This is a genomic window from Ottowia thiooxydans (assembly GCF_040548795.1).
Classification (GTDB): Bacteria; Pseudomonadota; Gammaproteobacteria; order Burkholderiales; family Burkholderiaceae_C; genus Ottowia; species Ottowia thiooxydans_A.
Window position 1 is genome coordinate 454440 of sequence record NZ_JBEPSH010000001.1, and the last position, 25902, is coordinate 480341.

The 25902-nt window shown below is 63.0% G+C and carries 25 protein-coding genes and 2 pseudogenes; 24 read left to right on the plus strand and 3 right to left on the minus strand.

The annotated features are described in order from the left end of the window. Positions 1-695 precede the first annotated feature (695 nt). The 14 genes and pseudogenes from ABIE13_RS02050 to ABIE13_RS02115 all read left to right on the plus strand — a co-directional run bounded on the left by ABIE13_RS02050 (position 696) and on the right by ABIE13_RS02115 (position 13766). Complete coding sequence (locus tag ABIE13_RS02050) at positions 696-1073, plus strand: hypothetical protein (RefSeq protein ID WP_354440697.1); 378 nt, start codon at positions 696-698, stop codon at positions 1071-1073. Between the two features lie 57 nt (positions 1074-1130). Next, positions 1131-2102: a Bug family tripartite tricarboxylate transporter substrate binding protein gene (locus ABIE13_RS02055; RefSeq protein WP_354440699.1), complete on the plus strand. Its 972-nt coding sequence runs from the start codon at positions 1131-1133 to the stop codon at positions 2100-2102. A 10-nt stretch (positions 2103-2112) separates the two neighbouring features. Beyond that, a complete protein-coding gene (locus ABIE13_RS02060; protein ID WP_354440701.1) occupies positions 2113-3249 on the plus strand; it encodes a 2-methylaconitate cis-trans isomerase PrpF family protein in 1137 nt (378 codons plus the stop codon). A 154-nt stretch (positions 3250-3403) separates the two neighbouring features. Next, positions 3404-3643: pseudogene (locus ABIE13_RS02065) on the plus strand (ATP-binding protein); the annotation flags it as partial. A gap of 242 nt (positions 3644-3885) precedes the next feature. Next, complete coding sequence (locus ABIE13_RS02070; protein ID WP_354440703.1) at positions 3886-4587, plus strand: TetR/AcrR family transcriptional regulator; 702 nt, start codon at positions 3886-3888, stop codon at positions 4585-4587. A gap of 106 nt (positions 4588-4693) precedes the next feature. After that, a complete protein-coding gene (locus ABIE13_RS02075) occupies positions 4694-5884 on the plus strand; it encodes an ABC transporter substrate-binding protein (protein WP_354440704.1) in 1191 nt (396 codons plus the stop codon). Positions 5885-5900: 16 nt separating this feature from the next. Further along, the gene (locus ABIE13_RS02080; RefSeq protein WP_354440706.1) at positions 5901-6668 is read left to right on the plus strand and encodes an ABC transporter ATP-binding protein; all 768 of its coding nucleotides are present in this window, start codon (positions 5901-5903) and stop codon (positions 6666-6668) included. After that, on the plus strand, positions 6665-7381 hold the full coding sequence (locus ABIE13_RS02085; RefSeq protein WP_354440708.1) for an ABC transporter ATP-binding protein: 717 nt from the start codon (positions 6665-6667) through the stop codon (positions 7379-7381). Before ABIE13_RS02080 ends, ABIE13_RS02085 begins: the two co-directional genes overlap by 4 nt. A gap of 18 nt (positions 7382-7399) precedes the next feature. Next, positions 7400-8272, plus strand: coding sequence for a branched-chain amino acid ABC transporter permease (locus ABIE13_RS02090; RefSeq protein WP_354440709.1), 873 nt, complete (start codon positions 7400-7402; stop codon positions 8270-8272). 2 nt (positions 8273-8274) lie between these two features. Beyond that, positions 8275-9279: a branched-chain amino acid ABC transporter permease gene (locus ABIE13_RS02095; protein ID WP_354440711.1), complete on the plus strand. Its 1005-nt coding sequence runs from the start codon at positions 8275-8277 to the stop codon at positions 9277-9279. A gap of 10 nt (positions 9280-9289) precedes the next feature. After that, a complete protein-coding gene (locus ABIE13_RS02100) occupies positions 9290-10531 on the plus strand; it encodes a thiolase family protein (protein WP_354440712.1) in 1242 nt (413 codons plus the stop codon). Positions 10532-10537: 6 nt separating this feature from the next. After that, the gene (locus tag ABIE13_RS02105) at positions 10538-12178 is read left to right on the plus strand and encodes an AMP-binding protein (protein ID WP_354440713.1); all 1641 of its coding nucleotides are present in this window, start codon (positions 10538-10540) and stop codon (positions 12176-12178) included. After that, positions 12175-12957: an SDR family NAD(P)-dependent oxidoreductase gene (locus ABIE13_RS02110; protein ID WP_354440714.1), complete on the plus strand. Its 783-nt coding sequence runs from the start codon at positions 12175-12177 to the stop codon at positions 12955-12957. Before ABIE13_RS02105 ends, ABIE13_RS02110 begins: the two co-directional genes overlap by 4 nt. Then, the gene (locus ABIE13_RS02115) at positions 12954-13766 is read left to right on the plus strand and encodes an SDR family NAD(P)-dependent oxidoreductase (protein WP_354440716.1); all 813 of its coding nucleotides are present in this window, start codon (positions 12954-12956) and stop codon (positions 13764-13766) included. Before ABIE13_RS02110 ends, ABIE13_RS02115 begins: the two co-directional genes overlap by 4 nt. A gap of 112 nt (positions 13767-13878) precedes the next feature. Here ABIE13_RS02115 and ABIE13_RS02120 read toward each other — a convergent pair whose 3' ends face one another. Beyond that, positions 13879-14499: a flavin reductase family protein gene (locus tag ABIE13_RS02120; RefSeq protein ID WP_354440718.1), complete on the minus strand. Its 621-nt coding sequence runs from the start codon at positions 14497-14499 to the stop codon at positions 13879-13881. Between the two features lie 228 nt (positions 14500-14727). Here ABIE13_RS02120 and ABIE13_RS02125 point away from each other — a divergent pair, with 228 nt between their 5' ends. The 10 genes and pseudogenes from ABIE13_RS02125 (at position 14728) to ABIE13_RS02165 (ending at position 23705) form a co-directional block, all read left to right on the plus strand. Continuing rightward, positions 14728-15861: a cupin domain-containing protein gene (locus ABIE13_RS02125; RefSeq protein ID WP_354440720.1), complete on the plus strand. Its 1134-nt coding sequence runs from the start codon at positions 14728-14730 to the stop codon at positions 15859-15861. Between the two features lie 54 nt (positions 15862-15915). Then, the gene (locus ABIE13_RS02130; protein ID WP_354440722.1) at positions 15916-16851 is read left to right on the plus strand and encodes a fumarylacetoacetate hydrolase family protein; all 936 of its coding nucleotides are present in this window, start codon (positions 15916-15918) and stop codon (positions 16849-16851) included. Between the two features lie 106 nt (positions 16852-16957). Further along, positions 16958-18124: an ABC transporter substrate-binding protein gene (locus ABIE13_RS02135; protein ID WP_354440723.1), complete on the plus strand. Its 1167-nt coding sequence runs from the start codon at positions 16958-16960 to the stop codon at positions 18122-18124. After that, positions 18121-19035 carry a branched-chain amino acid ABC transporter permease gene (locus ABIE13_RS02140; protein WP_354440725.1) on the plus strand — a complete coding sequence of 305 codons (915 nt, stop codon included), beginning with the start codon at positions 18121-18123 and terminating at the stop codon, positions 19033-19035. The genes ABIE13_RS02135 and ABIE13_RS02140 overlap by 4 nt, the downstream gene beginning before the upstream one ends. Before the next feature lie 46 nt (positions 19036-19081). Further along, the gene (locus ABIE13_RS02145; RefSeq protein ID WP_354441232.1) at positions 19082-20092 is read left to right on the plus strand and encodes a branched-chain amino acid ABC transporter permease; all 1011 of its coding nucleotides are present in this window, start codon (positions 19082-19084) and stop codon (positions 20090-20092) included. Further along, positions 20082-20843 carry an ABC transporter ATP-binding protein gene (locus tag ABIE13_RS02150; RefSeq protein ID WP_354440727.1) on the plus strand — a complete coding sequence of 254 codons (762 nt, stop codon included), beginning with the start codon at positions 20082-20084 and terminating at the stop codon, positions 20841-20843. The genes ABIE13_RS02145 and ABIE13_RS02150 overlap by 11 nt, the downstream gene beginning before the upstream one ends. Further along, positions 20837-21535, plus strand: coding sequence for an ABC transporter ATP-binding protein (locus ABIE13_RS02155; RefSeq protein WP_354440729.1), 699 nt, complete (start codon positions 20837-20839; stop codon positions 21533-21535). Before ABIE13_RS02150 ends, ABIE13_RS02155 begins: the two co-directional genes overlap by 7 nt. After that, the gene (locus tag ABIE13_RS02160; RefSeq protein WP_354440731.1) at positions 21535-22434 is read left to right on the plus strand and encodes an alpha/beta hydrolase; all 900 of its coding nucleotides are present in this window, start codon (positions 21535-21537) and stop codon (positions 22432-22434) included. Before ABIE13_RS02155 ends, ABIE13_RS02160 begins: the two co-directional genes overlap by 1 nt. Positions 22435-22516: 82 nt before the next feature. Then, a pseudogene (locus ABIE13_RS27500) lies at positions 22517-22621 on the plus strand (Asp/Glu racemase); the annotation flags it as partial. Positions 22622-22934: 313 nt separating this feature from the next. Continuing rightward, positions 22935-23705 (plus strand): GntR family transcriptional regulator, encoded by a 771-nt coding sequence (locus tag ABIE13_RS02165; RefSeq protein ID WP_354440732.1) that lies wholly within the window; start codon positions 22935-22937, stop codon positions 23703-23705. Positions 23706-23950: 245 nt separating this feature from the next. Here the strand turns inward: ABIE13_RS02165 and ABIE13_RS02170 are convergent, their stop codons facing one another. Continuing rightward, complete coding sequence (locus ABIE13_RS02170; RefSeq protein WP_354440734.1) at positions 23951-24925, minus strand: D-2-hydroxyacid dehydrogenase family protein; 975 nt, start codon at positions 24923-24925, stop codon at positions 23951-23953. Positions 24926-24949: 24 nt separating this feature from the next. Then, positions 24950-25864, minus strand: a complete 915-nt coding sequence (locus ABIE13_RS02175; RefSeq protein ID WP_354440736.1) for an SDR family NAD(P)-dependent oxidoreductase — start codon at positions 25862-25864, stop codon at positions 24950-24952. Positions 25865-25902 lie beyond the last annotated feature (38 nt).

The following is a 25902-nucleotide window of genomic DNA, read 5'->3' on the forward strand; positions in this document are numbered from 1 at the left end:
GGCCATCAGGACTGCAGGTGCGGCCAGGCCAACGTCTGCACTAAGGTTAGGGCTGTCATGACGAACCCACAATGCAAATCTCATCGCTGTTTGGTTGAGTCCTTCTAAAGAGAGGCCGGATCTTGTTCCGCCCCGCATCGACGGCCCCACAGGCGCACAAGATCGCCGAGGTGTTCTTCGAGTCCAAAAAGGCGCACGCAACCGCGATGGTCTCACCGAAAGAGCAAGCGGCCATTGGTGACATGGCCAGCTTTGCGACCGCAGGCGCATTGATGCACTTGGCGAGAGTGAGGAGTTCTCGAATGACGGGGTGCGCTTGGACTTCAGCTCGGTCAATCCGGCAAGGTGGAGCCAACGCTGCCAGTCATCCATGCGGCGCATCGAATACAGCAGGGTTCCTTGCGATAGATCCGCCAGCGTGGTGAGCTGGCAAGTGTCGCGGAGGTAAGCCGGCTACACACCGGTGGAAAGGCGTCGTCGAACAGTCGAACTACCTCCAGGCTAACCGGCATTTTCTTGCCCATATAGGACGCCATATCCACATCTTCGGCTTCAAAGCGAATGTCGCGAAAGCAGGCGGTTGTGGTTGATTTTTTTGAGAAAAACTAAAGATTTCTGGTGAAAAAACTCCCTTGTCCAAAAAGAGGAAGGTTCCGATACTTAAATCTAGTGAATCTAAAACCTGGAGACAATCCATGGAAATTAATAAGTGCCCGGATGGGCACTTCCACAATGACGCGAACGGCATGGTGCTGTTGGGCGCGCGCCGTGGAGGCAGTGGCGAGACACGCTTTCCTCCGCTCAAGTTTCTGCATGCTGGCGAGACAGCGGAACATGTGGCCATGGGCACCGGCGGGCGCCTGTACACGTATACCACCGTGCATCCCGGCAAGGCACCAGCCTATGCGCTGGGGGAAAAGGTTGGCGAAGGTCCGGGTGAACTACCGCTGACTGCGGGGCTTGAGCTGGAGCAGCAGCAGCAGACCTTCGGCATCCTGCGCAACTCGGCTGACAGGATAGAAGCGCGTCTAGCGTTCTCCGAGAAGCGCAAGCCCAATTTCCTGGGGCATTGAACGCCCGTCTCGCAGGCCGGATTTGGAATCCATTGAAAATCATCAGGAGACAGTTCTATGAAGCGCAGAGACTTTCTTGCAACGCTGGGATCGATCGCGGCTGCAAGCCAATCCTTTGCATCGCAGCCTTACAGCTTCAGCGGCAAGCAACTGCGATTCTGCATTCCATACAACGCGGGCGGCGTTGCGGACGTGAGCGGCCGCATTGGGCTTGAAGGTTTGCAGGCTGCGCTCGGCTCAGGGCCCGTTGTCCTCGACAACCGGCCTGGAGCAAATGGGAACATTGGCACCGAATACGTCTCTCGCCAGCCCGCGGATGGAACCAACTTCCTGGTTATTCCATCCTCCCAATTGACAACGAATGCCTTTGTTCCGGAACTTCGTATCAAGGGCCTTGATGTCCTTGAGCGGTTCGTTCCCGTGGTGCCTCTGGCCGACATACCGCTCGTTCTCATGGTGAACGCAGAAAGTGGTGTCAAATCCCTCGCCGACTTCACGCGAAGAGCCAAAACCTCCGAGCTCCGGTTCGGGAATCCGGGGGTTGGAACGCCTCATCACCTCGCCGCACTGCTCCTGGAAAAGCACACCGGCGTGCGGATGATTCATGTGGCGTACAAGGGCGGATCCCCCATGGTGGCGGATCTTGCAGGGCAGCATCTCGATGCGGTGTTCTCGAGTTGGAGCACCGCGCACGGCTTGGTTGCTTCCGGCAAGCTCAAGCCGCTCGGATCGCTGCAGTCGGGTGCAGCTTTCAACAATCTTCCATCGCTTAATGCCGAGCTGGGTGGCACGTCGGTACCCACATGGAGCGGCGTCTTCGCCGTTGCAGGATCACCGGATAGCGCGATGGAGGCAGTGAATCAAGCGACACTGGCCGCATTGCGCAGTCCGAAGCTGGAAGAGCGCTTCAAGGAGCTCGGGATAGTCCCGATCCCAATGTCCCGCGCGGAATGCCTTGCGAAGCTCAAGGAAGAAGCTCGCTTTATGAAGACCTTTCTTGCGCAAGTTCAGATCGACTTCTCTAAATAAGGTGGAGGCAATGAGCGAGCAAATTCGGATTCCGGTCGCCATCATGCGCGGCGGCACCAGCAAGGCGGTATTCCTCGCGCAGCGTGATGTGCCGTCCGACGCAGACCGCAGAGCACGCATGCTGCTGGCGCTCTTTGGAAGCCCTGACCCACGGCAGATCGACGGTCTTGGTGGCGCTGACATTCTCACCAGCAAGTGCGCCATCATCGGCCCGCCGTCGCGGCCGGATGCAGATATTGACTACACGTTCGCCCAGATCGGAATCGATGCGCCGACGGTCAGCTACGAAATGGTCTGCGGCAACATATCGTCGGCGACGGGCGTCTATGCATTGCAGGAAAAACTGATCGAGGCCCGGGAACCGGTCACCGAAGTGCGCGTCCACAACACCAATACCGGAACGATTCTCCGGTTGCTGGTGCAATGCGCGGACGGCGAGCCCCGCGTCGAGGGGAGCTGCGAGATTGACGGCGTTCCAGGCAGCGGCGCAGAGGTCGCTCTTGACTATTCAGGTACCAGCGGCGGAGCAACCGGCAAGCTCCTGCCGACGGGGAACCCGCGGGATTCGATCCACGTCCCGCTCCTGGGAAGGGAGATCGAAGTTTCCATTGTCGATGTGGGCACTGTGTGCGTTTTCATCCACGCCACGGATCTGGGAGAAATGGGATGCGAACTGCCGGGGGAGTTCAACGCCAGGACTTTCGAGGTCGCGGAATTCATACGCCAATGGGCTGCCGAACACTGCGGGCTTAAAGGCATCTACACGCCCTATCAGATTCTCGTCGGCCCGCGCCAGAATTACAGGGCTTTTGGAGGTGGGCGCATGATCGAAGCCACTGAGATGGATCTGGTGGCGCGCATGGTGGGCGCGAACAGCCTCGTGCACAAGGCGTTCCCCGGCGGAGGCTCGGTATGCCTGTCGATCGCGGCCCAGATTGAAGGGACGGTGGCAGCCCAAGCGCGTGGCGACCACCAAGGGCCAGCGCGCATTCGGATCGGACATCCGAGCGGCGTACTAAGCGTATACGGGCATGTAACCTGTGGCGTTGATGGCGAATGGTCGGTGCAGGAAGTTCACTTTGTGCGTACTGCCAGGCGGCTGATGGATGGCTTCGCTTACGTGCGCGCGAGCGTCCTCAACCAATGAGTGCAAGCACCTCACCTTTACCAGAAGTTGGTCTGCTCGAATACTGGCATCAGTCTTTGACGCCTTCTTTGAGTCAACTCTGCACGCGGTAACGGGGCTTAGGGTGATGTTGCTACCGGACGGAGCGGATCCAATCTAAAAAGCTTCGCGGGAGCAGACCGTCGAACACCATGGGCGCCGGGTGCGTTTCTTCTCCAAGGTCGAATTGGTCAACTTGCTGGAGCAGGAGATGGTCTGCAACAAGAGCGGGCAGATGGCTCACGGCCTGGCGCACCTGAACATGATGGTGCTCGACGAGTTGGGCTCTCTGCTCTTCAGCGCCTTGGGCGGGGCCTTGCTTTTCCTGGCCAACGTCTTCGGCGATGCCAAGATGACCACGGCGCTGCTGAACCGCCGGTCACTTTCCGTCGGTGATATCGAGGAATGTGCCGGTGACAAAAGACACCTTGCCGCCCGCGGGCCACAGGACCGCCCCAACAAGGTAAAGGACCGGGGAGCGCCTACCGGGACGGGACACTAGCTACGGTGCGCGGACCCCCAGTTACTGCCGCTGTCACAGCTAGGGTAAACCCCTTTTATCAACCGGAGGTAACGATGTTATCCTTTGGGGTAACGATGTTACCTACAGAGAGTTATATGCCGACACTTCCGAAAGGCGAGAGTGAGACACAGTCCTTGGAGCAGACCGCGCCACGCGTTCCAGTAGCCATGTGCGAGCGCCTCTCGCCAGTCGTCATGGAGATATACGCCGCGGGAGACTTTCACCGTGTGGATATGCGAACCATCGCTCGTGAAGCTGGCATGAGCTTCCGCACGATCTACCGGTACTTTGGTGACAAGGAATCGCTGTTGTTCTATTTCATCCAGTATTGGCTGAGCGGGCTATACCCGGCTGCGTTGACGCCGCTCGACGGCAATGGAGACTTGCGCTCCAAGCTACTGGGAGTGCTGAAGCTGCATTTCGAGTTCTATGAGAAGAATCCGAACGTGGGCCGCATCATCTTCATGACGGTTCCGCTGGAACGATGGATGCGTGACCCGAGTTATGCCCAGCGCGAACTGATGCTGCGCATGCTCAAGGCCATCAGTGACGCTCAACAGCGGGGAGAGCTGCGGTATGAGCTGGACAGCCGCTTGATCCTTGACATGTTCAACGCGATCTTCAACCGTGCCTTCCTCATGTGGGAATACCGCCGCCGCAGCTATTCGCTGACGGCGCAAGCAGAGCCGCTGCTGTCGGTGCTGTGGAACGGGGTGGTGGCCAGCAGGCCTCCCGCGAAAAATACCTTAGAGGCTTCTGTGAAGAAGGCTTCATCGCGCAAGACCGCCGTGAAGTAAGACCGCCTCGAATCAATACCGCTCTGACACGAATTTGGGTCCGCCAGAGACCCAAGGATTACCTGCGCCTGACGAGGCCGCTGTTTCAACCACCACAGGAGACAACATGCATAAAAGACAATTCATTACCACGCTTTCCGGCGTCACGCTGGCGGGTATCTCCGGCCTGACCCGCGCGCAGCGCTTGGGCACCCCGGGCGTGACGGGCAGCGAAATCAAGATCGGCCAGACGCTGCCGCTCAGCGGCCCGGCTGCGAGCTATGCTACCAACGGCAAGGCCATGGCTGCGTGGTTTGATTTGGTCAACGCGGAGGGCGGCATCAATGGGCGCAAGCTCAAGCTGGTGCAGCTCGACGATGGCTACAGCCCACCGAAAACCGTGGAGCAATCGCGCCGCCTGGTGGAGCGCGAACAGGTGGCTTTCATCGCATTGCCCGTGGGAACGCCCACCGGAGTGGCGGCGCGTGGCTACTTCAACAGCGCAAAGGTGCCGCAGCTCTTCATTGGCTCCGGTGCCGCTACGTGGACGGACGATGTGGCCAAGTTTCCCTGGAGCCTGGGCTGGCAGCCCCTGTTCACCGACGAGGGGCGCACTTTGGCCAAGCACATCCTGCAGACGCGGCCGAACGCCAAGGTCGCGGTGCTCTACCAAAATGACGACGCCGGCAAGGATTTGCTGCGTGGTCTGAAGGACGGCCTGGGCGTCGCCGTGAAACAGATCGTGCGTGAAGAGTCGCACGAGGTGACGGACCCGACGGTGGACTCGCAGGTGATCTCCATGCAGGCATCGGGCGCCGACGTGCTGGTGATGTGGGGTTCCCCGAAGGCCACTATCCAGTCGCTGCGCAAGGCCCATGACATCGGCTGGCGGCCCACCATCTACATCAACCAGAACTCGTCATCGGTGCCCACGGTGTTGACCTCGGTGGGGCTGGACAAGGCTAAGGGTGTCATCAGCGCGGCATTCCTCAAAGACCCGGCCGACCCTACCTGGAAGAATGACCCTGGGCTCCAGGCCTGGAGCGCTTTCATGGACAAGTACAACAGGGGCGCCGCCAAAGACTACAACGCCGTGTACGGCACCTGCGTTGCGCAAACAGTGGTGCAGGTGCTCAAGCAGTGCGCCAACGACCTCACGCGCGAGAACATCGTGCGCCAGACGCGTCGCTTGGACCTGGAACTGCCCATGATGCTGCCAGGCCTGCGCATCAAGACCAGTGACGCCCATCCGCATCCGGTGACGGGTCTGCGCCTGCAGCAGTTCGACGGCACGAGCTGGAAGCTGATGTCGGTCTGACGAGGTGAGCGTAGCGATGGACCCCATTCTTTCCGTACGCGATCTGACGATCCGCTTTGGCGGTGTCGTCGCGTTAGACGCTTTCTCGATGGACGTGCCCGAGGGCAGCATCTTCGGCCTGATCGGGCCGAATGGCGCAGGCAAGACGACCTGCTTCAACTGTATTAGCGGTTTGTACCGGCCCACGCGCGGTAGCGTGCGCTTTGGTCGCTCAGAACTGACGCGCCTGCCACGCCACGGCGTGACCCGATTGGGCCTCAGCCGCACTTTCCAGAACGTGGCGCTCTATCCTTCGCTTACGGTGCGTGAAAACGTGATGGTGGGCGCGCACGCACGGCTGCCCATGTCCATGCTGGGCGCCGCGCTGCGCTCGCGTGCCGTCCGTGCGGTCGAGGAGGAAATCGCGCACTCGGCCGACGTGGCGCTGGCCACGCTGCGGCTGTCCGCGTATGCGGAACGGGGTGTGGCGGAACTGCCGGTGGGCATCCAGCATCGCGTGGAAATCGCACGGGCGCTGGTGACCCGGCCCAGGTTGCTGCTGCTCGACGAGCCAGCCGCTGGACTGACCGCCGGCGAGGTGGACGAACTGCGTGAGGTGCTGCTGCGCCTGCACGAGGAACTGAAGCTGACCATGGTGATCGTGGAACACAACATGCGCTTCGTGATGAAGACCTGCTCCGACCTCGCGGTGCTGAGCTTCGGCCGCAAGCTGGCGCAGGGCTCGCCCGAGGCGGTGACGAACGACCCGGCGGTGATCGATGCCTATCTCGGAGGTGTGCTGTGACCCAACGGCTTGAAATCCGCAATCTGGCGGTGGCCTATGGCCGAACCGCGGTGGTGCACGGCATCGACCTGCACGTGCAGGCCGGCGAGATGGTGGCGCTGCTCGGTGCCAACGGCGCGGGCAAGACGTCGATCCTGCGCGCGATCAGCCACCAGCAGGTGACGGCCACGGGCACGCTGCGCTTCGAAGGCCAGGACATCATCGACATGCCCGCGCCAGCGATCGCCGAACTGGGCATCGCGCATGTGCCGGAGGGCCGTGGCACCTTTGCCGACCTGACGGTGCTGGAGAACCTGCGCGTGGGCGCGATCCGCCGCCGCGACAAGGACGGCATCGAGCAGGACATCGCCCGCATGCAAGCGCTGTTTCCCAAGCTGGCCACCCGTGCGAGGCAGATAGCGGGGACGCTCAGCGGCGGCGAGCAGCAGATGCTCGCCATCGCCCGCGCGCTGATGATGCGTCCCAGGATGCTTCTGCTGGACGAGCCTTCGTTCGGCATTGCTCCGCGCGTGACCCAGGAGATCTACGAGCTCCTGCGCGAGTTGCGCGAAAGCGAGCACCTCACTGCGCTCATCGTGGAGCAGAACGCCAACATTGCGCTCGACTTGGTCGACCGGGCCTACGTGCTCGAAAGCGGACGCATTACCGCGCAAGGCACCGCCACCGCGCTGCGTGAAGACGATACCGTGCGCCGCAGCTACCTCGGCCACTAGATCAACCAAGGACTTTCCATGCAAGCAATCCTTCACCAGATAGCCTCGGGCCTGGCTGCGGGCGGCATCTATGCCAGCCTCGCCATCGCGCTCGTGCTCATCTACCGCTGCACTTCATCCGTTAATTTCGCGCAGGGCGAATTGGCGATGTTCTCCACCTACATGAGCTGGGCGCTGGTTCAGGCCGGCGCGTCGTGGTGGGTGGCCTTCGCCATCGTTGTCGTGGGTTCCTTCATGCTCGGGGTCGCGCTGGATCGGACGATATTCCAGCCCTTGCGGCACAAGCCCGTACTCTCGGTCGTTGCGGCCAGTATTGCGCTGCTCATCATACTCAACAGCCTGGTCGGCTGGCTGTTCGGGCATGAACTGCAAGAGTTTGCCACGCCGTTTGGCGGTACCCTCAGCCGTGCGGAGCCCTTTCTCTCCGCCCACGAGGCGGGCGTTCTGCTGGTGACCATCGCCGAACTGGCGGCGGTGTTCGTGTTCTTCCGCTTCACGCGCTTCGGTCTGGCGATGCGCGCTGTGGCGGTGAACCCGGCGTCGGCGGAGCTGGCAGGCATCAACACCAACAAGGTGCTGGCCGTGGGCTGGGGCCTTGCGGCGGTGGCCGGCGCCGTGGCGGGGCTGATGGCTGCGCCCATCGTGTTCCTGGAGCCGTCGATGATGATGAGCCCGCTGATCTATGCGCTGGCGGGCGCACTGCTGGGCGGCATCGCCAGCCCCGTGGGGGCCGTGGTCGGGGGCTTCACCGTCGGGGTGCTGGAGAACCTGTTGGGGGCCTACGTGGTCGGCAACGACCTGAAGCTGACCTGCATCATGCTGCTGATCATTGCGACGCTGGTCTTGCGGCCCGCCGGCATCTTCGGCAAGACCGCACAGGCGAGGGTGTGAGCATGAATACCTTGAACACTCCCTTCGTCGCGTGCCCGGCGGCATCGACAGCCTGGCTGCGCGGGGCGGCCACGGCGGCCGGTCTCGCGCTGATGGCCTGGTCCTTCGGCTGGCAAAGCTACCCGCTGTACGTGATGACGCAGGTGCTGATCTACGGCATCGCCATCATGGGCCTGAACCTGCTCACCGGCTACACGGGCCAGATCTCGCTAGGCCATAGCGCCTTCTTCGCAATCGGCGCGTACGCTACCGCGGTGCTCTCGCACCACCTGGGCTGGCCGCTCTATGTGGGCGTGCCGACGGCGGCGGGGCTGTGCTTCGTTGCCGGTTTTCTTTTCGGCTTTCCGGCCCTGCGGCTGCCCATGCTCTATCTGGCGCTTTCCACCTTCGCGGTGGCGGTGGTGACGCCGCAGGCGCTCAAGTGGAAGCGAATCGAGTGGCTGACTGGCGGCGTGCAGGGGATCATCCTGGACAAGCCCGCATTCCCAGGCATGCTGGCCGACCGGGCGGACTGGGCCATCATGATCAGCGTCGCTGCTTGCGCGCTCTGCGCCTTCCTGCTGGCGCGGAGGATCCTTGGCTCTCAGTTCGGCCGCCTGGTGGACGCCTCGCGTGACCAGCCCCTCGCGGCGGCAGCGGGCGGACTTAACATCACTGCCATCCGTACGCAGATGTTCGGACTCAGTGCGGCTTTCACCGGACTGGCTGGCGCCTTGAGCGTGGTGGTGGGCCAGTTCGTCTCACCCGAGAGCTTCCCCTTCCTGCTCTCGGTGTCCCTGCTGGTGGGTAGCTTCGTGGGCGGGGTGCGCAGCCTGTGGGGTGCTTTCCTGGGCGCCGCCTTCATCGTGCTCACGCCCAATATGGCCGAGAGCCTGTCGAAATCCGCCCCGTGGTTGATCTTTGGCTCCGCACTGCTGGCCGTGGTTTTCCTTGCGCCTAACGGCTTGAGCGGCTTGATCACCGGCCTCTGGCGTAACCGCGCAAATTCCTCCTCGAACCAATCTTAAGGCTTGTTCCATGCAACCAGTATTCATCGCCGGCACGGGCATGACCCGTTTCGGCAAACACATTGATCGCGGTCTCAAGTCGCTCGCCGCCGAGGCGATCGGCGCGGCCATCTCTGACGCGGGCATCACCGCGGCCCAGTTGCAGGCGGCCTACATGGGCAACGCCGCTGCCGGCGTCATGACTGGCCAGGTACTGATCCCCGGACAGGTGGCCCTGCGCGGTATGGGCATAGGACGGATCCCGGTCGTCAACATCGAGAACGCTTGTGCCACCTCGGCCACGGCCTTTCAGCAAGCGGTGCAGATGATCGCGCTGGGCGCCTACGACATCGTGCTCGTCGCGGGTTTTGAAAAACTCTACAGCGAGGACAAGGAGCGTACCTTCTCGGTGTTCCACGGCGCGGTGGACCTGGAGGCTATCGATGACGTGATGGCTATGTTGCAGGCCAACCTGTCGCGCAACGGCTCGGCCGCCGACTTCGCAGGTGCGGGCCGTTCTCGCTCGCTGTTCATGGACGTATATGCCGCGATGGCGCGTGACTATATGGCGGAAAGCGGCGCGATCCAGCGCGATTTCGCGGAGGTGGCGGCCAAGAATTCCTTCCATGGAAGCCTGAACCCGAAGGCGCAGTTCCAGGACGTGCTAACGGTGGATCAGGTGCTAGCGGCCCCCATGATCGTAGACCCGATGACGCGCCCCATGTGTGCGCCTATCGGTGACGGCGCGGCGGCGCTAGTGCTCGTATCGGGCAAGGCCGCGAGGCAACTTGGCCTGCGTGACACGGTGCGCGTGTTGTCTTCCGTTATGGCGTCGGGCTGGGACTACGCTGAAGGAATCGACAAGAAGGAGCGGCTGGTGCCGGTGGTAGCCGCGCAGGTCTATGAGGCGGCAGGCGTGGGGCCTGAGGCTCTGGACGTAGTTGAGCTCCACGACGCGGGCGCACCGGCCGAGCTGATGTACTACGAGCATCTGGGCCTGGCCGCCGAAGGCGAGGGCGCAGCGCTTCTCCACAGCGGGGCTACGCGGCTGGGCGGGCGCGTTCCGGTCAACCCCTCCGGCGGCCTCTTGCGCAAGGGCCACCCCATCGGTGCCTCGGGCTGCGCCCAACTGGTGGAACTGGCCGATCAACTGCGCGGGCGCTGCGGCCCGCGTCAGGTAGAGGGCGCGCGCACCGCGCTCGCGGAGAACGGCGGCGGCTGGATTGGCGAGGACGCTGCGGCCATCGTCATCAGCATTCTTCAAAAGGAGTGAGGCGCGATGACCGTGATTTTGCACCCCAATATCGCGTCAATCGTCGCGTCGTTTGTTCAGGCCGATCCACAGCGCGAGGCGCTGCTGTTCGAAGGCGGGCCCGCGCTGGCGGATGTGCATCGCAGCTATGGCGATCTGTGGAAAAACGCGCAGCGTCTGGCACGTGGCCTTTCCGCACGCGGTGTGGGGCAGGGCAGCGTGATTGCGTTGCTGATGGCCAACCACGCTGAATTCGTCGAGATCATGATCGCTACTGCATTGCTGCGTGCGGTGCTCGTGCCTATCGACCCGCGCACACGCGGCGAGAAGTTGGCATTCATGATCAGCAACTCCAAGGCCATCGGCATCATTACCGCCGACTACGCGCTGCACAACGTAGAGGAAATAGTGAATGCGGGCACCCGGGTCGATTGGATTGCCGCGCTCACCACCGATGAAGGACCGATCCCGGAAAAGTGGACCCTGCGCGTGGAGGATTACGCCCGCCTGAGCGCCGAGGGCGAGGACTTGCCCGTGCCGCAAGACAATGGCGACGAGGTGATGCAGATCATCCACACCTCGGGCACCACGGGCGACCCCAAGGGTATTGTGCTGACACATCGCCGTTTCTGTGAAACAGGCGCGGCGGCCATGCAGGGCTTTGGCTATCGGCCGGATGACCGGCTGTACTCCGGCCTCTCGCTCACGCATGCGAATGCGCTGCTGGTGACGCTGGCGCCCGCGTTGCTGGGCGGCTTGCATGTGGTGTTCTCGCGGCGTTTCACGCGCTCGCGGCTGTGGGACATCACCCGCAAATACCGATGCACTTCGTTCACGTTGCTGGGCGGCATGACGACCACGCTATACGCAGAGCCGCCACGCCCGGACGACTCCGACAACCCAGTGCGCTTCGTCGTCTCGGCTGGCATGCCGGCGGCGATCTGGGAGAAATTCGAGCAGCGCTTCGGCGTGAGGGTGCTGGAGTTCTATGGGTCAGCCGAAGGGGGGCTTGCGGTCAAGCCGATCGGAGTCGGCCCGGTAGGCAGTATCGGCCGCATCGCGCCTTACCTCATTCATCGCATAGTTGATGAAGTAGGTGAAGAGGTGCCGCGTGGAACGCCTGGCGAACTGCTGCTCCGCCCGGCCAATGGATCGCCGTATCAGGTGGAATACGTTGGCAATCCAGAGGCGTCCGTCAAGAAGGGTTCTGGCGGCTGGCTGCACATGGGTGACGTGGTGCGGGAAGACGCTAACGGGTGGCTGTTCTTCGAATACCGCAAGGGCGGCGGCATCCGCCGAAACGGTGACTTCATCACACCGGCTTACGTAGAGAAGGCTCTCGCCGAGTCAGGCCAAGTGTGTGATGTTTATGTGTATGGTGTGCCGGCTTCTTCGGGCGTGCCTGGCGAAAAAGACGTGGTCGCTGCTGTGGTTCCTGCCCAGGGGAAAGCACTCGACGTGCAAGCGCTGTTCCGCCGCTGCCGCGAGGCGCTGGAGCCCAACTTCGTGCCAAGTTTCATTCAGGTGATTCCGGAGATTCCGAAGACTGCGTCCGAAAAACCGCAGGAGCGCTTCCTGGTCGAGGCTTTGGTTGCCCAACCACAGAGCGTGTATACCGAAGAAAAAGCGGCCGACACATACTCAGGCGTCAGGAAGGCGGCGACATGAAACTCGATCACAGTGTGGCCGCCGTGGTAACGGGCGGTAGCAAGGGACTGGGTGCCGCGGCTGCGTTGCGGCTGGCTGGGCATGGCGTCAAGGTGGCGCTGTTCGATCTCGACGCCGAGGCGGGCGAGGCACTGGCAAGGCAGATCGGCGGCATCTTCTGCCATGCCGATGTAGGGTCCGAGCAGAGTGTCGAAGCGGCTTTTGCGCGAGCCCGGCAAGCCCATGGCCAGGAGCGCATGCTGGTGAACTGTGCCGGCATCGTGAGCGCTCACAAAACCGCTGCACGCGACAAACACACAGGCGCGATCCGGACCCACCCGATGGCGGACTACGAGCGGGTCATCCGCATCAACCTACTTGGCACCTTCTGCTGCATAGCCCAATCCACTGCCGGCATGCTGGCGCTGGATCCGTTGCCGGACGGCGAGCGTGGCGCGGTGGTCAACACCGCGTCGATCGCGGCCGATGAAGGACAGATGGGACAGGCAGCGTACTCCGCATCCAAGGCGGGTGTGGTGGGTATGACGCTGCCCATTGCACGCGATCTGGCGAGCGAGGGTATCCGCGTCAACACCATCAAGCCGGGTTTCTTCGACACGCCGATGCTGCGCGGCGGCCCCGAACACGTGCGGCGGGCCTTGGAGGCTTCGGTGCCCTTCCCAAGCCGGGTGGGTTACCCGGACGAGTATGCGCGGCTGGTGGAATTTTTGCTGACCAACGGCTACATGAATGGCGAATGTGTGCGCCTGGATGGCGCGGTAAGGATGAGTCCGCGATGAATAAGCTCTTCGAGAACAGAACCGCCCTGGTGTTAGGCGCAGGTGCGGCCGAGGTGGGCCCTGGCAATGGTGCCGCGATTGCGATCCGGCTGGCCGAACAGGGGGCCTTGGTGTTTGCCGCCGACAAGGACATCGAGGCCGCACGGCGCACCCAACGGCTAGCGGAGCAATCTGGCGGGCGCTGCGAGGTGATCGAGACGGACGTGTGCGAGGAGGCTTCCGTCCAGCACGCGGTGCGGTTCGCGCAGGCCGTCAATGGCACCATCGACATCCTCGTCAACAACGTCGGGGTGGTGATGCATGGCGGCCCGGAAGAACTGTCGGTTGAGGACTGGGATCGCTCTTTCGCGCTGAACACGCGCTCGGCATTTCTTGCGCTCAAGCATGTGCTACCGCTGATGGGCAAGGCGGGCCGGGGCGCCATCGTGCAGGTCTCATCCGTTGCGGGAACGCGCGCTGGCGGCACCCCCTTCTGCGCCTACAGCGCGAGCAAGGCTGCGCTGAACGCGCTTGGCATGAGCGTAGCAATGCAATATGCTGCGCGCGGCGTCCGCTGCAACAACATCATTCTGGGAATGATGGACACTGCTTTGGTGCGCCAGCAACTGGCGGTTGCGCATCCGCAAGGGCTCGAACATCTGCTGGCGACTCGCAACGCAGTCTGCCCGACAGGTGCTATGGGCACACCCTGGGATGCAGCCGATGCCGCAGTTTTTCTTGCCAGTGATGCTGCACGCTACATCAACGGAGCGGACATTTTTGTGGATGGCGGGTTGCACAACCAAGTGAACGCGCCGGTTCCGGCATAACAAAGAGTCTCTGCAGCCGGCGGCTGGAAGCCGACCCGAACGATAAACTTGGCGAGGAAGTACGATTGAAAAATATCTTCCCAACCCTCCGACGCATACCCCTGGCAGATCGCTAACGAGGTCGGTGCATCTGGAAGAGGGCTTCGGGCCCGATCTCGAAATAATCCGCCGGACCGCCGGCGCGCAGGATGGGCCGGGCGTTCTCAGTGCTGTAGACGCCATCGCGCACCAGCTCGCTGGCGATGTGAACTGCCACGACTTCCGCGAAAGCTATCCAGGTTTCAACCTTGACGCCATTGGCGCCTGCGAGTTGCTGCAGGTGCGTTACGCGGCATTCAAGGGCCACAGGGCTCTGCGCGACCCGAGGCGCCGACACGTGCAGGCATGGGGCCGGAGCCAAGCCCGCGAGGTCGAACTCGTCTATGTCACTCGGCACGGACGCGCTGGTCAGGTTCACCCGTTCGGCCAGGGCCCGGGTAGCGAGGTTGACGACGAATTCGCCGGTGTCCCGCGCGTTGCGGATCGTATCCTTCCAGCCGACACTGGCGAACGCCACGATCGGGGGCTGGTAACTGAAGACGTTGAAGAAGCTGTATGGCGCGAGGTTCGCATGCCCGTCGGTAGAACGCGTGGAGATCCAGCCAATCGGCCGTGGACCGAGGATCGAGGCGATTGGGTCGTGCTTCAAGCCGTGTCCCTTGGCGGGCTCGTAGCTGTAGAAATGGTCGTCCATATCAGAAGTTCTTTGCATTGCCGCGTTCTGCGGCGATAAAAGTTCATCCCCGCGCAGGCTGGAGTTGTTTGATATAGAGATTTTATAAAAGATCGACGTGTGCTGAGGGCGTCATTGTGGTTTTACGTCAGCTTGCGTACCAAGGTTCCAGTAAATCAGGGTTTTTACCAATTACTGCTTCACCTAATTTTATAAAAGAATACGCATCTTCGAAAAGAGAGGCGGATCATGACGACAATGACCTATGACGCGCATCGCGAGAGCGTTGCAGGGCGAGCGGACGTCGAGGACACCCCTGAGCTGGTGGCGTACTACGGCGATCTGGCGCGACTGAAGACAGCGGCGCTGTGGACGGTGGCCAATAAGATCGAACCATGGCAGCCGAAGTCGGAATCGGTGCCTGTGCTGTGGCGCTACCGGGATTTGCGCGAGCACGTGCTGCGTTCGGTGTCGCTCGTGACGCCAGAGAAGGCGGGGCGGCGGGTGATCTACCTGGATAACCCCGGACGGCGCGAGGTCGCTGCGGCGGTGGGCTGGCTGTATTCAGGGCTGCAGGTGATGCACCCCGGAGAGGCTGCCTCAGCGCACGCGCATTCGACGTCGGCGCTGCGCTTCATCATGGAAGGGCGGGGGGCCTACACCATCGTGGATGGCCACAAGATGACGCTGGGGGTAAATGACTTCGTGCTCACGCCCAACGGGAGCTGGCACGAGCATGGGGTGGAGGCAGACGGGCTACCCTGCATCTGGCAGGACGGGCTGGACATCCCGCTGGTCAATGCGTTGGAAGCCGGGTTCTTCAAGGTGCACCCTGACATGCATCAGCAGGTGGCCTATCCGGTGGACGACTCGTTGGCGCTGTGGGGCGCGCCAGGGCTGCGGCCACACGACGTGGGCTGGAGCAAGCCGTACTCGCCGCTGTTCAAGTATCAGTGGGAGCCGACCTACGAGGCGCTCAAGCGGCTGGCTGCAGCCAGTGAGGGCAGTCCGTTCGATGGGGTGTTGATGCACTACACGAACCCACTTAACGGTGGGCATGTAATGGCCACGATCGGGGCAAGTATGCAACTGCTGCGCCCCGGGTTTGAGAGCAAAGCGCACCGGCACACGGGTAGTTTCCTGTACCAGGTGGCCAAGGGCCGGGGCTATTCGATCATCAACGGACAGCGCTTCGACTGGCAGGAGCGCGACATCTTCTGCGTGCCGTCATGGGCGTGGCACGAGCACGCCAATGCGTCGGCCACGGAGGACGCGTGCCTGTTCTGCTTCAGCGACCTGCCAGTAATGGAAAAACTGGCGCTGTACCGCGAGGAGGCCCTTGCGGATAGGGGTGGTCACCAGACGGTGCTGCCCGCAGCCTGAGCCCTTCATCTCGACCTTATTTCCCAACCTGCATTTCTTGGAACACCGAACAACATGCGACTCGTCACCTTTCGCGCCAACGTAAGCGCCTCCGCCCGGCTGGGCGCCATCGTCGATGACCTTGTGGTCGATCTGCAGCGCCTGGGCGCACATGCCGGTCAGGCGATCCCCGCCGACATCCTCGACTTTATCGACCTGGGTCCGCACGCAGTGGCCTCGACCACCGCACTGCTGGAAGCGCACAGGGGTAAGTGGCCACTGGGCACTGCGCTACCGCTGGTCAACGTCAAGCTGCTCGCGCCCATTCCGCGGCCGCGCAAGAACATCTTCGGCATCGGCCTGAACTACGTCGAGCACGTGGAAGAGTCCAGCCGCACGCTGGACACGGCCAAGGAACTGCCCAAGCAGCCGGTAATCTTCTCCAAGCCGCCGACCGCAGTGATCGGCCCGGACGATGCGATCGAGCACAACGCGGCCATCACACAGCAACTGGACTGGGAGGTGGAGCTGGCGGTGGTCATAGGCCGACGCGCCAAGCGGGTCACCGACGAAAAGGCGCTAGACCACGTATTTGGCTACACGGTGCTCAACGACATCAGCGCACGCGATAACCGCCGCGCCGGACAGTGGATCTACTCGAAGGGCCAGGATACCTATGCGCCGTTGGGACCGGTCATCGTTACTGCCGACGAGCTGGCTGATCCGCACAACCTGAACCTGAGCTTGAAGGTCAACGGCGTGGAGAAGCAGAACTCCAACACACGTCACCTTCTGTTCAACATCAATCACCTGATCGCAGACATCAGCGCGGCCATCACGCTGGAGCCGGGCGACATCATTGCCACTGGCACGCCCTCGGGCGTGGGCGCGGGGCGTACGCCGCAGGAATGGCTATGGCCGGGTGATGTGGTCGAGGCCTGGGTCGAGGGTATCGGCACGCTGCGAAATCCTGTTGTGGCGGTCGGCCCGCAGACGCGCAGCGGCAGTTAGTCGTCACCGCCGTTCTCAAGAAATCCCACGTGCAGGCAGATTGAAAAGTCCCGTGCCCATCGCTGGCCGATGGGCCCCTCAAACCAACTCGAACTTGGAGAATCCCGTGCTCAAAAACCTCAGTCTCTCTTTGCTGATAGGCACTTTCGCTGGCCTCGCTGCGGCGCAGGCGCCCGTCAAGATCGGCTTCATTACGACGCTGTCGACGCCCGCGGGCTACATCGGCGAAGACCTGCGCGATGGCTTCCTGCTGGCGATGCAGCAGGGCGGCGGCAAACTGGGCGGTGTGCCCGTTGAGTTGGTCGTGGAGGACGACGGTCTGAAGCCCGCCAACGCCAAGCAGGCAGCCGACCGCATGGTGCAGTCCGGCATTCGGCTCTACACCGGCGTGAACTTCTCCAACGTGCTGGCTGCGGTGGTCCCCAGTGTGACCAAGGCCGGCTACACCTACATCAGCGCCAACCCCGGTCCCTCGGTGTTCGCTGGCGAGAAGTGTGACCCGAATTACTTCGTCGCCTCCTACCAGAACGACGCCTATCACACGGCCGGAGGCGTCGCGGCCAATGAGTTGGGCTTCAAGCGCGTGGTCGTGCTGGCTCCCAACTATCAGGCCGGGCGTGATGCTATCGCCGGCTTCAAGCGCACCTTCAAGGGCGAAGTGCTGGCAGAGGTTTACACCAAGCTCGACCAGTCGGACTTCTCGGTCGAAATCGCGCGCATCCGCTCGCTGGCACCGGACGCCATCTACCAGTTTCATCCGGGTGGTGCTGGCATCAACTTTGCCAAGCAATACGGCAACGCCGGCCTGGGCAAGACCATCCCGATGCTGATGCCTGGTTTCTCGATGGACGCACGCATGCTGGTTGCCACAGGCGGCGCATCCGAGGGCTTCTACACCACTGGCATCTGGTCCGTGGCTATGGACAACCCTGCCTCGAAGAAGTTCGTGCAGGACTTCCAGGCGGCCTACAAGCGTGTGCCGACCGACTATGCGATGCAGGCCTATGACACCGCGCAATGGATCGCCTCAGGCCTCAAGGCAGTGGGCGGCGACCTGGGCAAGAACGCCGAATTCCGGGCGGCATTGCGCAAGGCCAATTTCACCTCGCTGCGCGGCAAGTTCGCGCTGAACACCAATCAGCACCCGATTCAGGACTTGTACCTGATGCGCATAGAGAAGTCCGCCAATGGCGAACTCGCGCCAAAGGTCTTGCGCAAGATCGTCAGTGAAGACCGCGACAGCTACTCCGCCGCCTGCAAGATGCCGTCATGACGCTGCTGCTCGAACAACTGCTCAATGGGCTGCAGTTTGGTGCCATGCTGTTCATGCTGGCCTCAGGACTGACTTTGATCTTCGGCATCATGGGCGTGGTTAACCTTACACACGGCTCGTTCTACATGGTTGGGGCCTACTGTGCGGCGTTTGCGCTCGCGCACACGGGGTCCTTCGCTGCGGCGGTCGCTGCCGCGTTGCTGGGGGCCGGCGCTTACGGGCTGTTGATCGAGTTCACCGTGATCCGGCGTCTGTACCAGCGCGATCACCTGTATCAGGTGCTGGCTACCTTCGGGCTGATTCTGTTCACGAACGAAGCGGTGAGCCTCCTGTTCGGGCGTCGGCCTCCCCTGGTCGATACTCCAGCGGTGCTGCAAGGCGCGGTGACGCTGGCTCCGGGCTTCGAGTATCCGGTCCTGCGCCTGGCATTTATTGCGTTGGGCGCCCTCGTGGCACTTGGCCTTTGGTGGCTGGTCAACCGCACTCGTGTGGGCATGCTGGTGCGTGCTGGCGCCGATGACCGCGAGATGGTCAGCGCCCTCGGCGTGGACATCCGTCGGCTATACACATTGGTCTTCGGCCTCGGCGCGTTGCTGTGCGGCCTGGCCGGAGTGATGGCTGCGCCGCTGCTGGCGGTGGAGATCGGCATGGGTGAACGCGTGCTGATCACCACTTTTGTCGTGATCGTCATCGGTGGGGTGGGCTCGGTGCGAGGCGCGATGGCCGGCTCGCTGCTGGTCGGCATGGTGGACAGCCTCGGGCGTGCCTTCCTGCCACAGTTGCTGGAGGGGCTGCTGTCCCCTGAGGTCGCGACGCCGCTTGCCGCCGGACTCGCGTCCGCTTCAATCTACTTGCTTATGGCAGCGGTGCTGATCGTGCGTCCGCTCGGGCTGTTTTCCGCGAGGTCATGATCCCGTGTCTACCCCTCAGTCACCCCCCTTAACAAGGCATGTTCCCATGTCCGCTCATCCTGCGTCGCCATCGCCAAAGCCCGCTCTCTTGTCCAAACGGGCCTGGGTCGCGCTGGTGGGAGTTTTCGTGCTGGCTCTTTTGCCCACCGGCGCAGAGGTGTCTGGCACGCCATACGCCATCAACTTGGCCACCCGCTTTCTGATCTATGGCCTGGCCGCAGTGTCCCTCGACCTGGTGCTTGGCTACGGGGCCATGGTCAGCTTCGGCCATGCGATGTTCTTTGGCCTCGGAGGTTATGTGGTCGCGATCGTGGCGCACCATGCGCTGGAAGCCGGACCGCTGTTCGGCTGGAGCGGCTCGATGCAGGCGCTGGTGGTCTGGCCGCTGGCGCTGGCCTGCTGTGGTCTGTTAGGCGCCGTGGTCGGCTACCTGGCGCTGCGCACGCGGGGCGTGCAATTCATCATGATCACATTGGCCTTCGGGCAACTGGTGTACATCGCGCTGATGTCGCTGCAGGTCTACGGCGGCGACGACGGCCTGATGATGTCGCAGCGCAATGTGCTGCCGGGACTCAACCTGGACGATCCCGTCGTGTTTTACTACGTGTGTCTCGGCCTGCTGGCCGCGTGGACCTTCCTGTGCGCGCGTATTGTCGGCTCGCGATTCGGCATGGTGCTGCAGGCGTTGCGCCAGAGTGAGCGCCGTGCGGTCAATCTGGGGGCTGCGCCGACGCCGTACCGCCTGTCGGCATTCGTGCTGTCGGCCGTCGGCACCGGCCTGGCCGGTGTGCTGTGGGCGAACTTCGCGGGCCTCGTGACGCCCGACATGGCGTCGTGGACCAAATCCGGGGAATTGATGGCCATCGTGATCCTGGGAGGCGTGGGTACGCTTCTTGGTCCTATCGCGGGTGCGGCGGTGTTCCTGGGTTTGGAGCAGACCCTCGCTGCCTGGACCGAGCACTGGATGCTGGTGATGGGGCCGATCCTGGTGATCGTCGTACTCGCGGGGCGCAACGGACTGTTCGGCCGCTGGTTGGGAGGTAGCCATGGTCACTGAGAAGCGGACTATGCTCGAGGTGCGGGGATTGCGCAAGGCGTTCGGTGCCGTGAAGGCCACAGATGGCGTGGACCTGGCGCTGGCGGAGGGTGAGATCCATGCATTGATAGGTCCCAACGGCGCTGGCAAGTCGACCCTGATTGCGCAGTTGTGCGGTGAACTGCGTCCCGACGCAGGCAGCATCGTGCTCGACGGGGAGGACGTGACGCGCCTGCCGGCCTTCGCTCGGGCGCGCAAGGGCCTGTCCCGCTCTTTCCAGATCACTGAGTTGTGCCCGGATTACACAGCGTTGGAGAACGTGATCCTTTCGCTGATGCTGACCTCTGGCCGTGCCTTTCAAGCCTGGTCCAACCCGCGCCGTGACTCCGGGCTCGTAGAGGGTGCGCGCCGATGGCTCAAGGAAGTCGGCCTCGGCGATCGGGGCGACGCGCACGTGCGTGACTTGGCACACGGCGAGAAACGGCAGCTGGAACTAGCCGTTGCGCTGGCGCGTTCACCTCGGCTGCTACTGCTCGATGAGCCGATGGCTGGCATGGGTGGCGAGGAGTCGGCTCGCATGACGGCGCTGCTGTTGGGGCTCAAGCGGCGTTACACCATCTTGCTGGTCGAACACGACATGGATGCGGTCTTCGCCCTGGCTGACCGCCTGACTGTGCTGGTCTATGGCCGGACGATTTTCACCGGAACGCCGGACGAAGTGCGAGCGCATCCCGAGGTGCGCTCGGCTTACTTGGGAGAGGAAGCATGCTGAAAGTGCAAGGACTGACTGGAGGCTACGGTGACAGCCAGGTGCTGTTTGGGATGGACTTCGAGGCCCACGCGGGCCAGGCGGTATCGTTGATCGGCCGCAACGGCATGGGCAAGACTACCACCGTCCGCACGCTGATGGGCATGTTGCCGCCGCGCGCCGGTCGCATCGAGTTGCAGGGAAAGGTGTTGGATCGGCTCGCGTCGCATGCGGTGGCGAGATTGGGAGTGGGGCTGGTGCCTGAGGGGCGGCGTGTATTCGGCTCGCTTTCGGTCGAGGAGAATCTGGTTGCGACTGCCCGTACCGCCCCGGGCCGAACGGCCTGGACGCTGGAGCGCGTGATGACCTTGTTCCCGCGACTGCGCGAGCGTCGCCGGCAGTCGGCGCGAACACTCTCGGGCGGCGAGCAGCAGATGCTCGCAGTGGGACGCGCGCTGATGACCAACCCGCTGCTGCTGGTGCTGGATGAGGCGACCGAAGGCCTGGCGCCGCTCATCCGGCAAGAGATCTGGGACTGCCTGCGCACGCTCAAGCGAGAGGGCCAGACCATCGTCGTTATCGACAAGAACCTTACCGAGATGGCCTCCCTGCTGGATCGTCACCACATAGTCGAAAAGGGCAGGGTGGTCTGGTCCGGTACGCCGTCCGAGCTGAAGGCGCGCGCCGATCTTGCGCACCGATATCTGGGGATCTGATGACCGCACGATCAGACTCTCCATCAGCCGCTCTCTACCGCGGCATGGACCAGCCTACGCTGGAACGCCAGTACAACGCGCGTGCCAGCGTACCGTCGTTCGACGTGGAATACGCCGCCACTGTGCGTGACAGCGCGCAAGTGCAGGTGCGTTGCACCGACCGCGTGTCATGCGTCTACGATGAACGCAGCGGGGAGATGCTGGACCTGTACCGCACCGGTCTCGGTAGCCCGGTGTTTCTGTGGATCCACGGGGGCTACTGGCGGGCCGGCTCGCGCCACGATAATGCATTCGCGGCCGGCGGCCTGGTGGCCCAGGGCATCTCGGTAGCGGTGATGGACTACACGCTGGCACCGACGGCGTCTATTGGCGAGATCGTGCGCCAGGTACGCACGGCTGTGCAATGGCTGGTGCGCGCAGAGGTGACGCGGGGCCTGCATACCGAGCGTATCCACGTGGGCGGTTCGTCGGCCGGCGGCCACTTGGTCGGCATGCTGCTGGCCGATGGCTGGACGCAGGACTTCGGCCTGCCGGACGACGTGATCGGCGTGGCTCTGGCACTCAGCGGCCTCTATGACCTCACGCCGCTGCAACATGTGCAGGTGAACGGCTGGATGCGCTTTACGCCCGAGGAGATTGCCGCGCAGTCACCCGAGCGCTGGATCCCGGCGCGCAGCCATGCCCATCTGTTGACTGCGGTCGGTGGCCACGAGACCGACGAGTTCCGGCGCCAGACCGCGGACTACGCCGCGCGCTGGCGGCAAGCAGGCCATGCTGGACAGACCGTGCCGATGCCTGAGTACAACCATTTCGACATCGCACGCACGCTGGTCGAGCCTGATGGCACGCTGGTGCGTGCCGTGCGCGACGCCATCCTTTCTCCACCCGCCAGGAACTGAACATGCTGTGCCGTCCCCGTTTCAAAGCGGCGGCCGTGCAGGCGGTGGCTGTCCTCCTCTACACCGACGCCATCGTCGGCTCTGCGTGCAGATGCCCTCGCTTCCATCAGTGCAGGCCATCGAAGCGCGTACGGGCTTGTCTACCGCCATACCAGGCTTTGGCTCGCTCCTGTCGGGGAAATACTGACAATGAACACGCACCTGCATTTCGCTACAAATCCCAGCTTCGCGCGTCGCGGCGTCTTTGCAGGACGCCGCAGCTGCCGCCGCGCGCGAACCGCAGGTTCATCAGCGGTTGCGGGATCTGGGCGCCGAGCCCGTCGGGTCGAACGGATTTCCGGCCTATGGTCGCGCAACTGAAGCTGGAGTAATGCCCACAGGTCCCGCTCTATGATCTGCATCATGCACATTAACGATCCTTTCAACCACGAGACAGCCGACGACATGACCCCTCCACGCACCGGTCAGCGCGGACCGGTCCTGCGTACACGGGCGGTATCATGAAGCCGCGCATCAAGGTCGTCAGGCCGGCCGCAGCGCCGGGAGAGTCCCATGGTGCGTCCTACGAAGAGATCACGCTGGCCGAACAGGCGCATCGTATGCTTCGGCGGGACATCATTTCCGGGGCGATCCCGGCCGGGCAGCCTTTGCGCCTTGAATACCTTAAGGAGCGATACGGCATCAGCTTTTCTCCGCTGCGGGAAGCATTGAACCGCCTGCACAGCGAAAGGCTGGTGATCTCGACGACGTCGCGCGGCTTTCGCGTGGCACCGTTCTCCGAGGATGAGATGTGGGACGCCATCGAGACGCGTATCGTCATCGACTGCGAGGCGCTGCGGCGTTCCCTTGTGCGGGGCGATGACGAGTGGGAGGCCAGGCTGGTCGCTTCCTTCCATGCACTGATGCTGGCCACCGGCCGTCGGATTGCTGATACCAGCGACCCCGAGTGCCCCGACGAAATTCAACTGGAAGAGCGCCACCACGACTTCCACCGCAGCTTAATGGCCGCATGCGGTTCGCGCTGGCTGGTGGATCTGTCTGATCAACTCTATGCCCAGACTGAGCGCTACCGGCAGCCCAGCCTGCGCGACAGGAGCTACTGGAATCTGGAGCGTGACGTCGGGGCCGAGCACCGGCAACTTCTGGATGCTGCTGTAGCACGCGACGCGGGTCTTGCTGCGGGACTGCTTGCCCGGCATTACCGGGAAACAGGCCGGATAGTCCGGCGAGTGCTGGCCTCGGCACAGTCGGGCGCCGCGACCGGAGATTGATCGCTGGCGCACGGTTCAACTGGCGGGCGAGTCATGGGTCTGCATTCAGGTGCTTACCTTGCTGTCATGCAGGTTCTGGGTGTCGAGAAAGACTTCGACTTGCGGGTTAATGCAGACCCCTTCGGGAGGGCGCTGCAGCCAAAAGTGTAAATTTTTGTTTCGAACTTCTAAAGCGTTGACGGCCCCACCGCTGCGGCTTCCGAGGGTGTTCGATTCGCCCGTGACGCCCATGGCCACTATCTGAATCACCCTGGCGGCGTCATCCGGCGCGTGGGAGCCCCGTCCATCCACTGGCGAATGTTCTCGACAGTCTGGCCAAAGAAACGGCGGTATGTGCCCTCGGTCACATACCCCAGATGGGGAGTGGCGATGAGGCGGGGGGTGTTGCGCAACGGATGCGCCGCTGGCAACGGCTCCTCGTCGTAGACGTCGACGGCGGCTGCCGCGATGCGGCCTTGCCGGAGCGCATTCACCAACGCGCGTTCATTGACGATGGGGCCGCGCGACGTATTGACCAGGATGGCGTGGCGCTTCATTTTCGCGAAAGCGGCTTCGTCTACCAGCCCTTCGGTGCGAGGAGAAAGCCGCGTGTGAATGCTGAGGACATCGGACGCACGGAACAAGGATTCACGGTCCACGAGGCGTGCACCGGCCACAGTCGCATGGTCGTGCGTAAGGTTATGGCTCCATGCAATCACGTGCATGCCAAATGCCAGGCCGACCTTTGCCACGGCGCTGCCGACGTTACCGAGTCCCAGCAGGCCGAGCGTTCGGCCATGCAGATCGGTGCCAACGTTCCGCTGCCAGCCACCCGCCTGCATGGAAGCAATTTCTTCGGGCAAATGCCGTGCTGCGGCCAGGATCAGCGCCCAGGTGAATTCCGGCGTTGCCGTGCCGAGCCCCTCGGTGCCACAGACGATGATCCCGGCTGCATGTGCCGCCGCGAGATCCACGGCGGCATTCCATGAACCGCTACTCGCGATGAGCTGCAGGTTGGGCAGCTGCTGGATGAGTTCCGCGTCGAAGCGCGTGCGCTCGCGCATGGCGCAGACGATGTCGAATGGCTTCAGCCGTTCGGCCAGGGCAGGCACGCTTCGAAGCGTGTCCCGGAAGACCGTGACACTCCCGTCGCGACGCACCGGTTCCCAGTCGGCATGCTGGAGCGCGGCGCCCTGGTAGTCGTCGAGCACCGCGATGCGGTAGTGCTTGCCGGTGCTCATGTAGCGCCGCACGTGGCAGGGTGGTCAGACATCCCAGGTGAACACATCGCGCGTGCGTTCCACGGGCGTGAGTGAGGACCGCCAGGACGGCGCGAGCTTTTGGACCATCTTGTCGACCGTCCAGCCATCGCTCTCGTGCAGCGTGCGCACGGGGCGCGGCTGTGAATAGAGGTGAACTTCCTTGCCGCGCACACCGATGATCTGCCCGTTGATGTCCCTGGACGCGTCGCTCGCGAGATACGCCACCAGCGGGGCCACTGCGGCGGCGCCTTCGGCCTCACGTTGCTTCACCACCACCGGGTCTTCTTCAGAGCGCCCGGTGGCACCCGTGGTCATGCGGCTGAACGCCAGCGGCGACACGCAGTTGGACCGCACGCCGTGCGCTTCCAGCTCGATCGCCAGCGAGCGCGAGAGTGCCGCCACTCCGTTCTTGGATGCTGCGTAGTTGGCCTGGTTCATCGAGCCGATCAGCGCCGCCGTGGAGGTGAGGTGAACAAAGGCGCCCGATCTCTGCTGGACGAAATACGGTGCGGCTGCACGGCTCAAGTGGAAGGCGCCGCTCAGGTTGACGCGCAGCACAAGATCCCAGGTATCGGCATCCATTTCGCAAAAAGGCGCGCCGCGCATGATGCCGGCGTTGTTCACGATGGCGTCAAGGCGTCCAAACGCGTCGAGCGCGGCCGCCACGAGCTGCGCGCCGCTGTCTGTCTTCGAGATGTCCGCGCTGCTGGCAATGGCCTTGCCGCCGTGTGCTGCAATCTCGTCCACCACCGATTGCGCAACGCTGGCGTCTGCACCGTCCCCGTCGAGCGCTGTGCCCATGTCGTTGACGACGACGGACGCGCCCTCGGCCGCCATCAGCAAGGCGGATTCACGGCCAATGCCACGACCTGCGCCGGTGACGATGACCACGCGGCCGGAGAGATGTGATGAAGTCATGCCAGTCCTTGCCGTGTCCGGCGGTTTTTTCGGTGAAG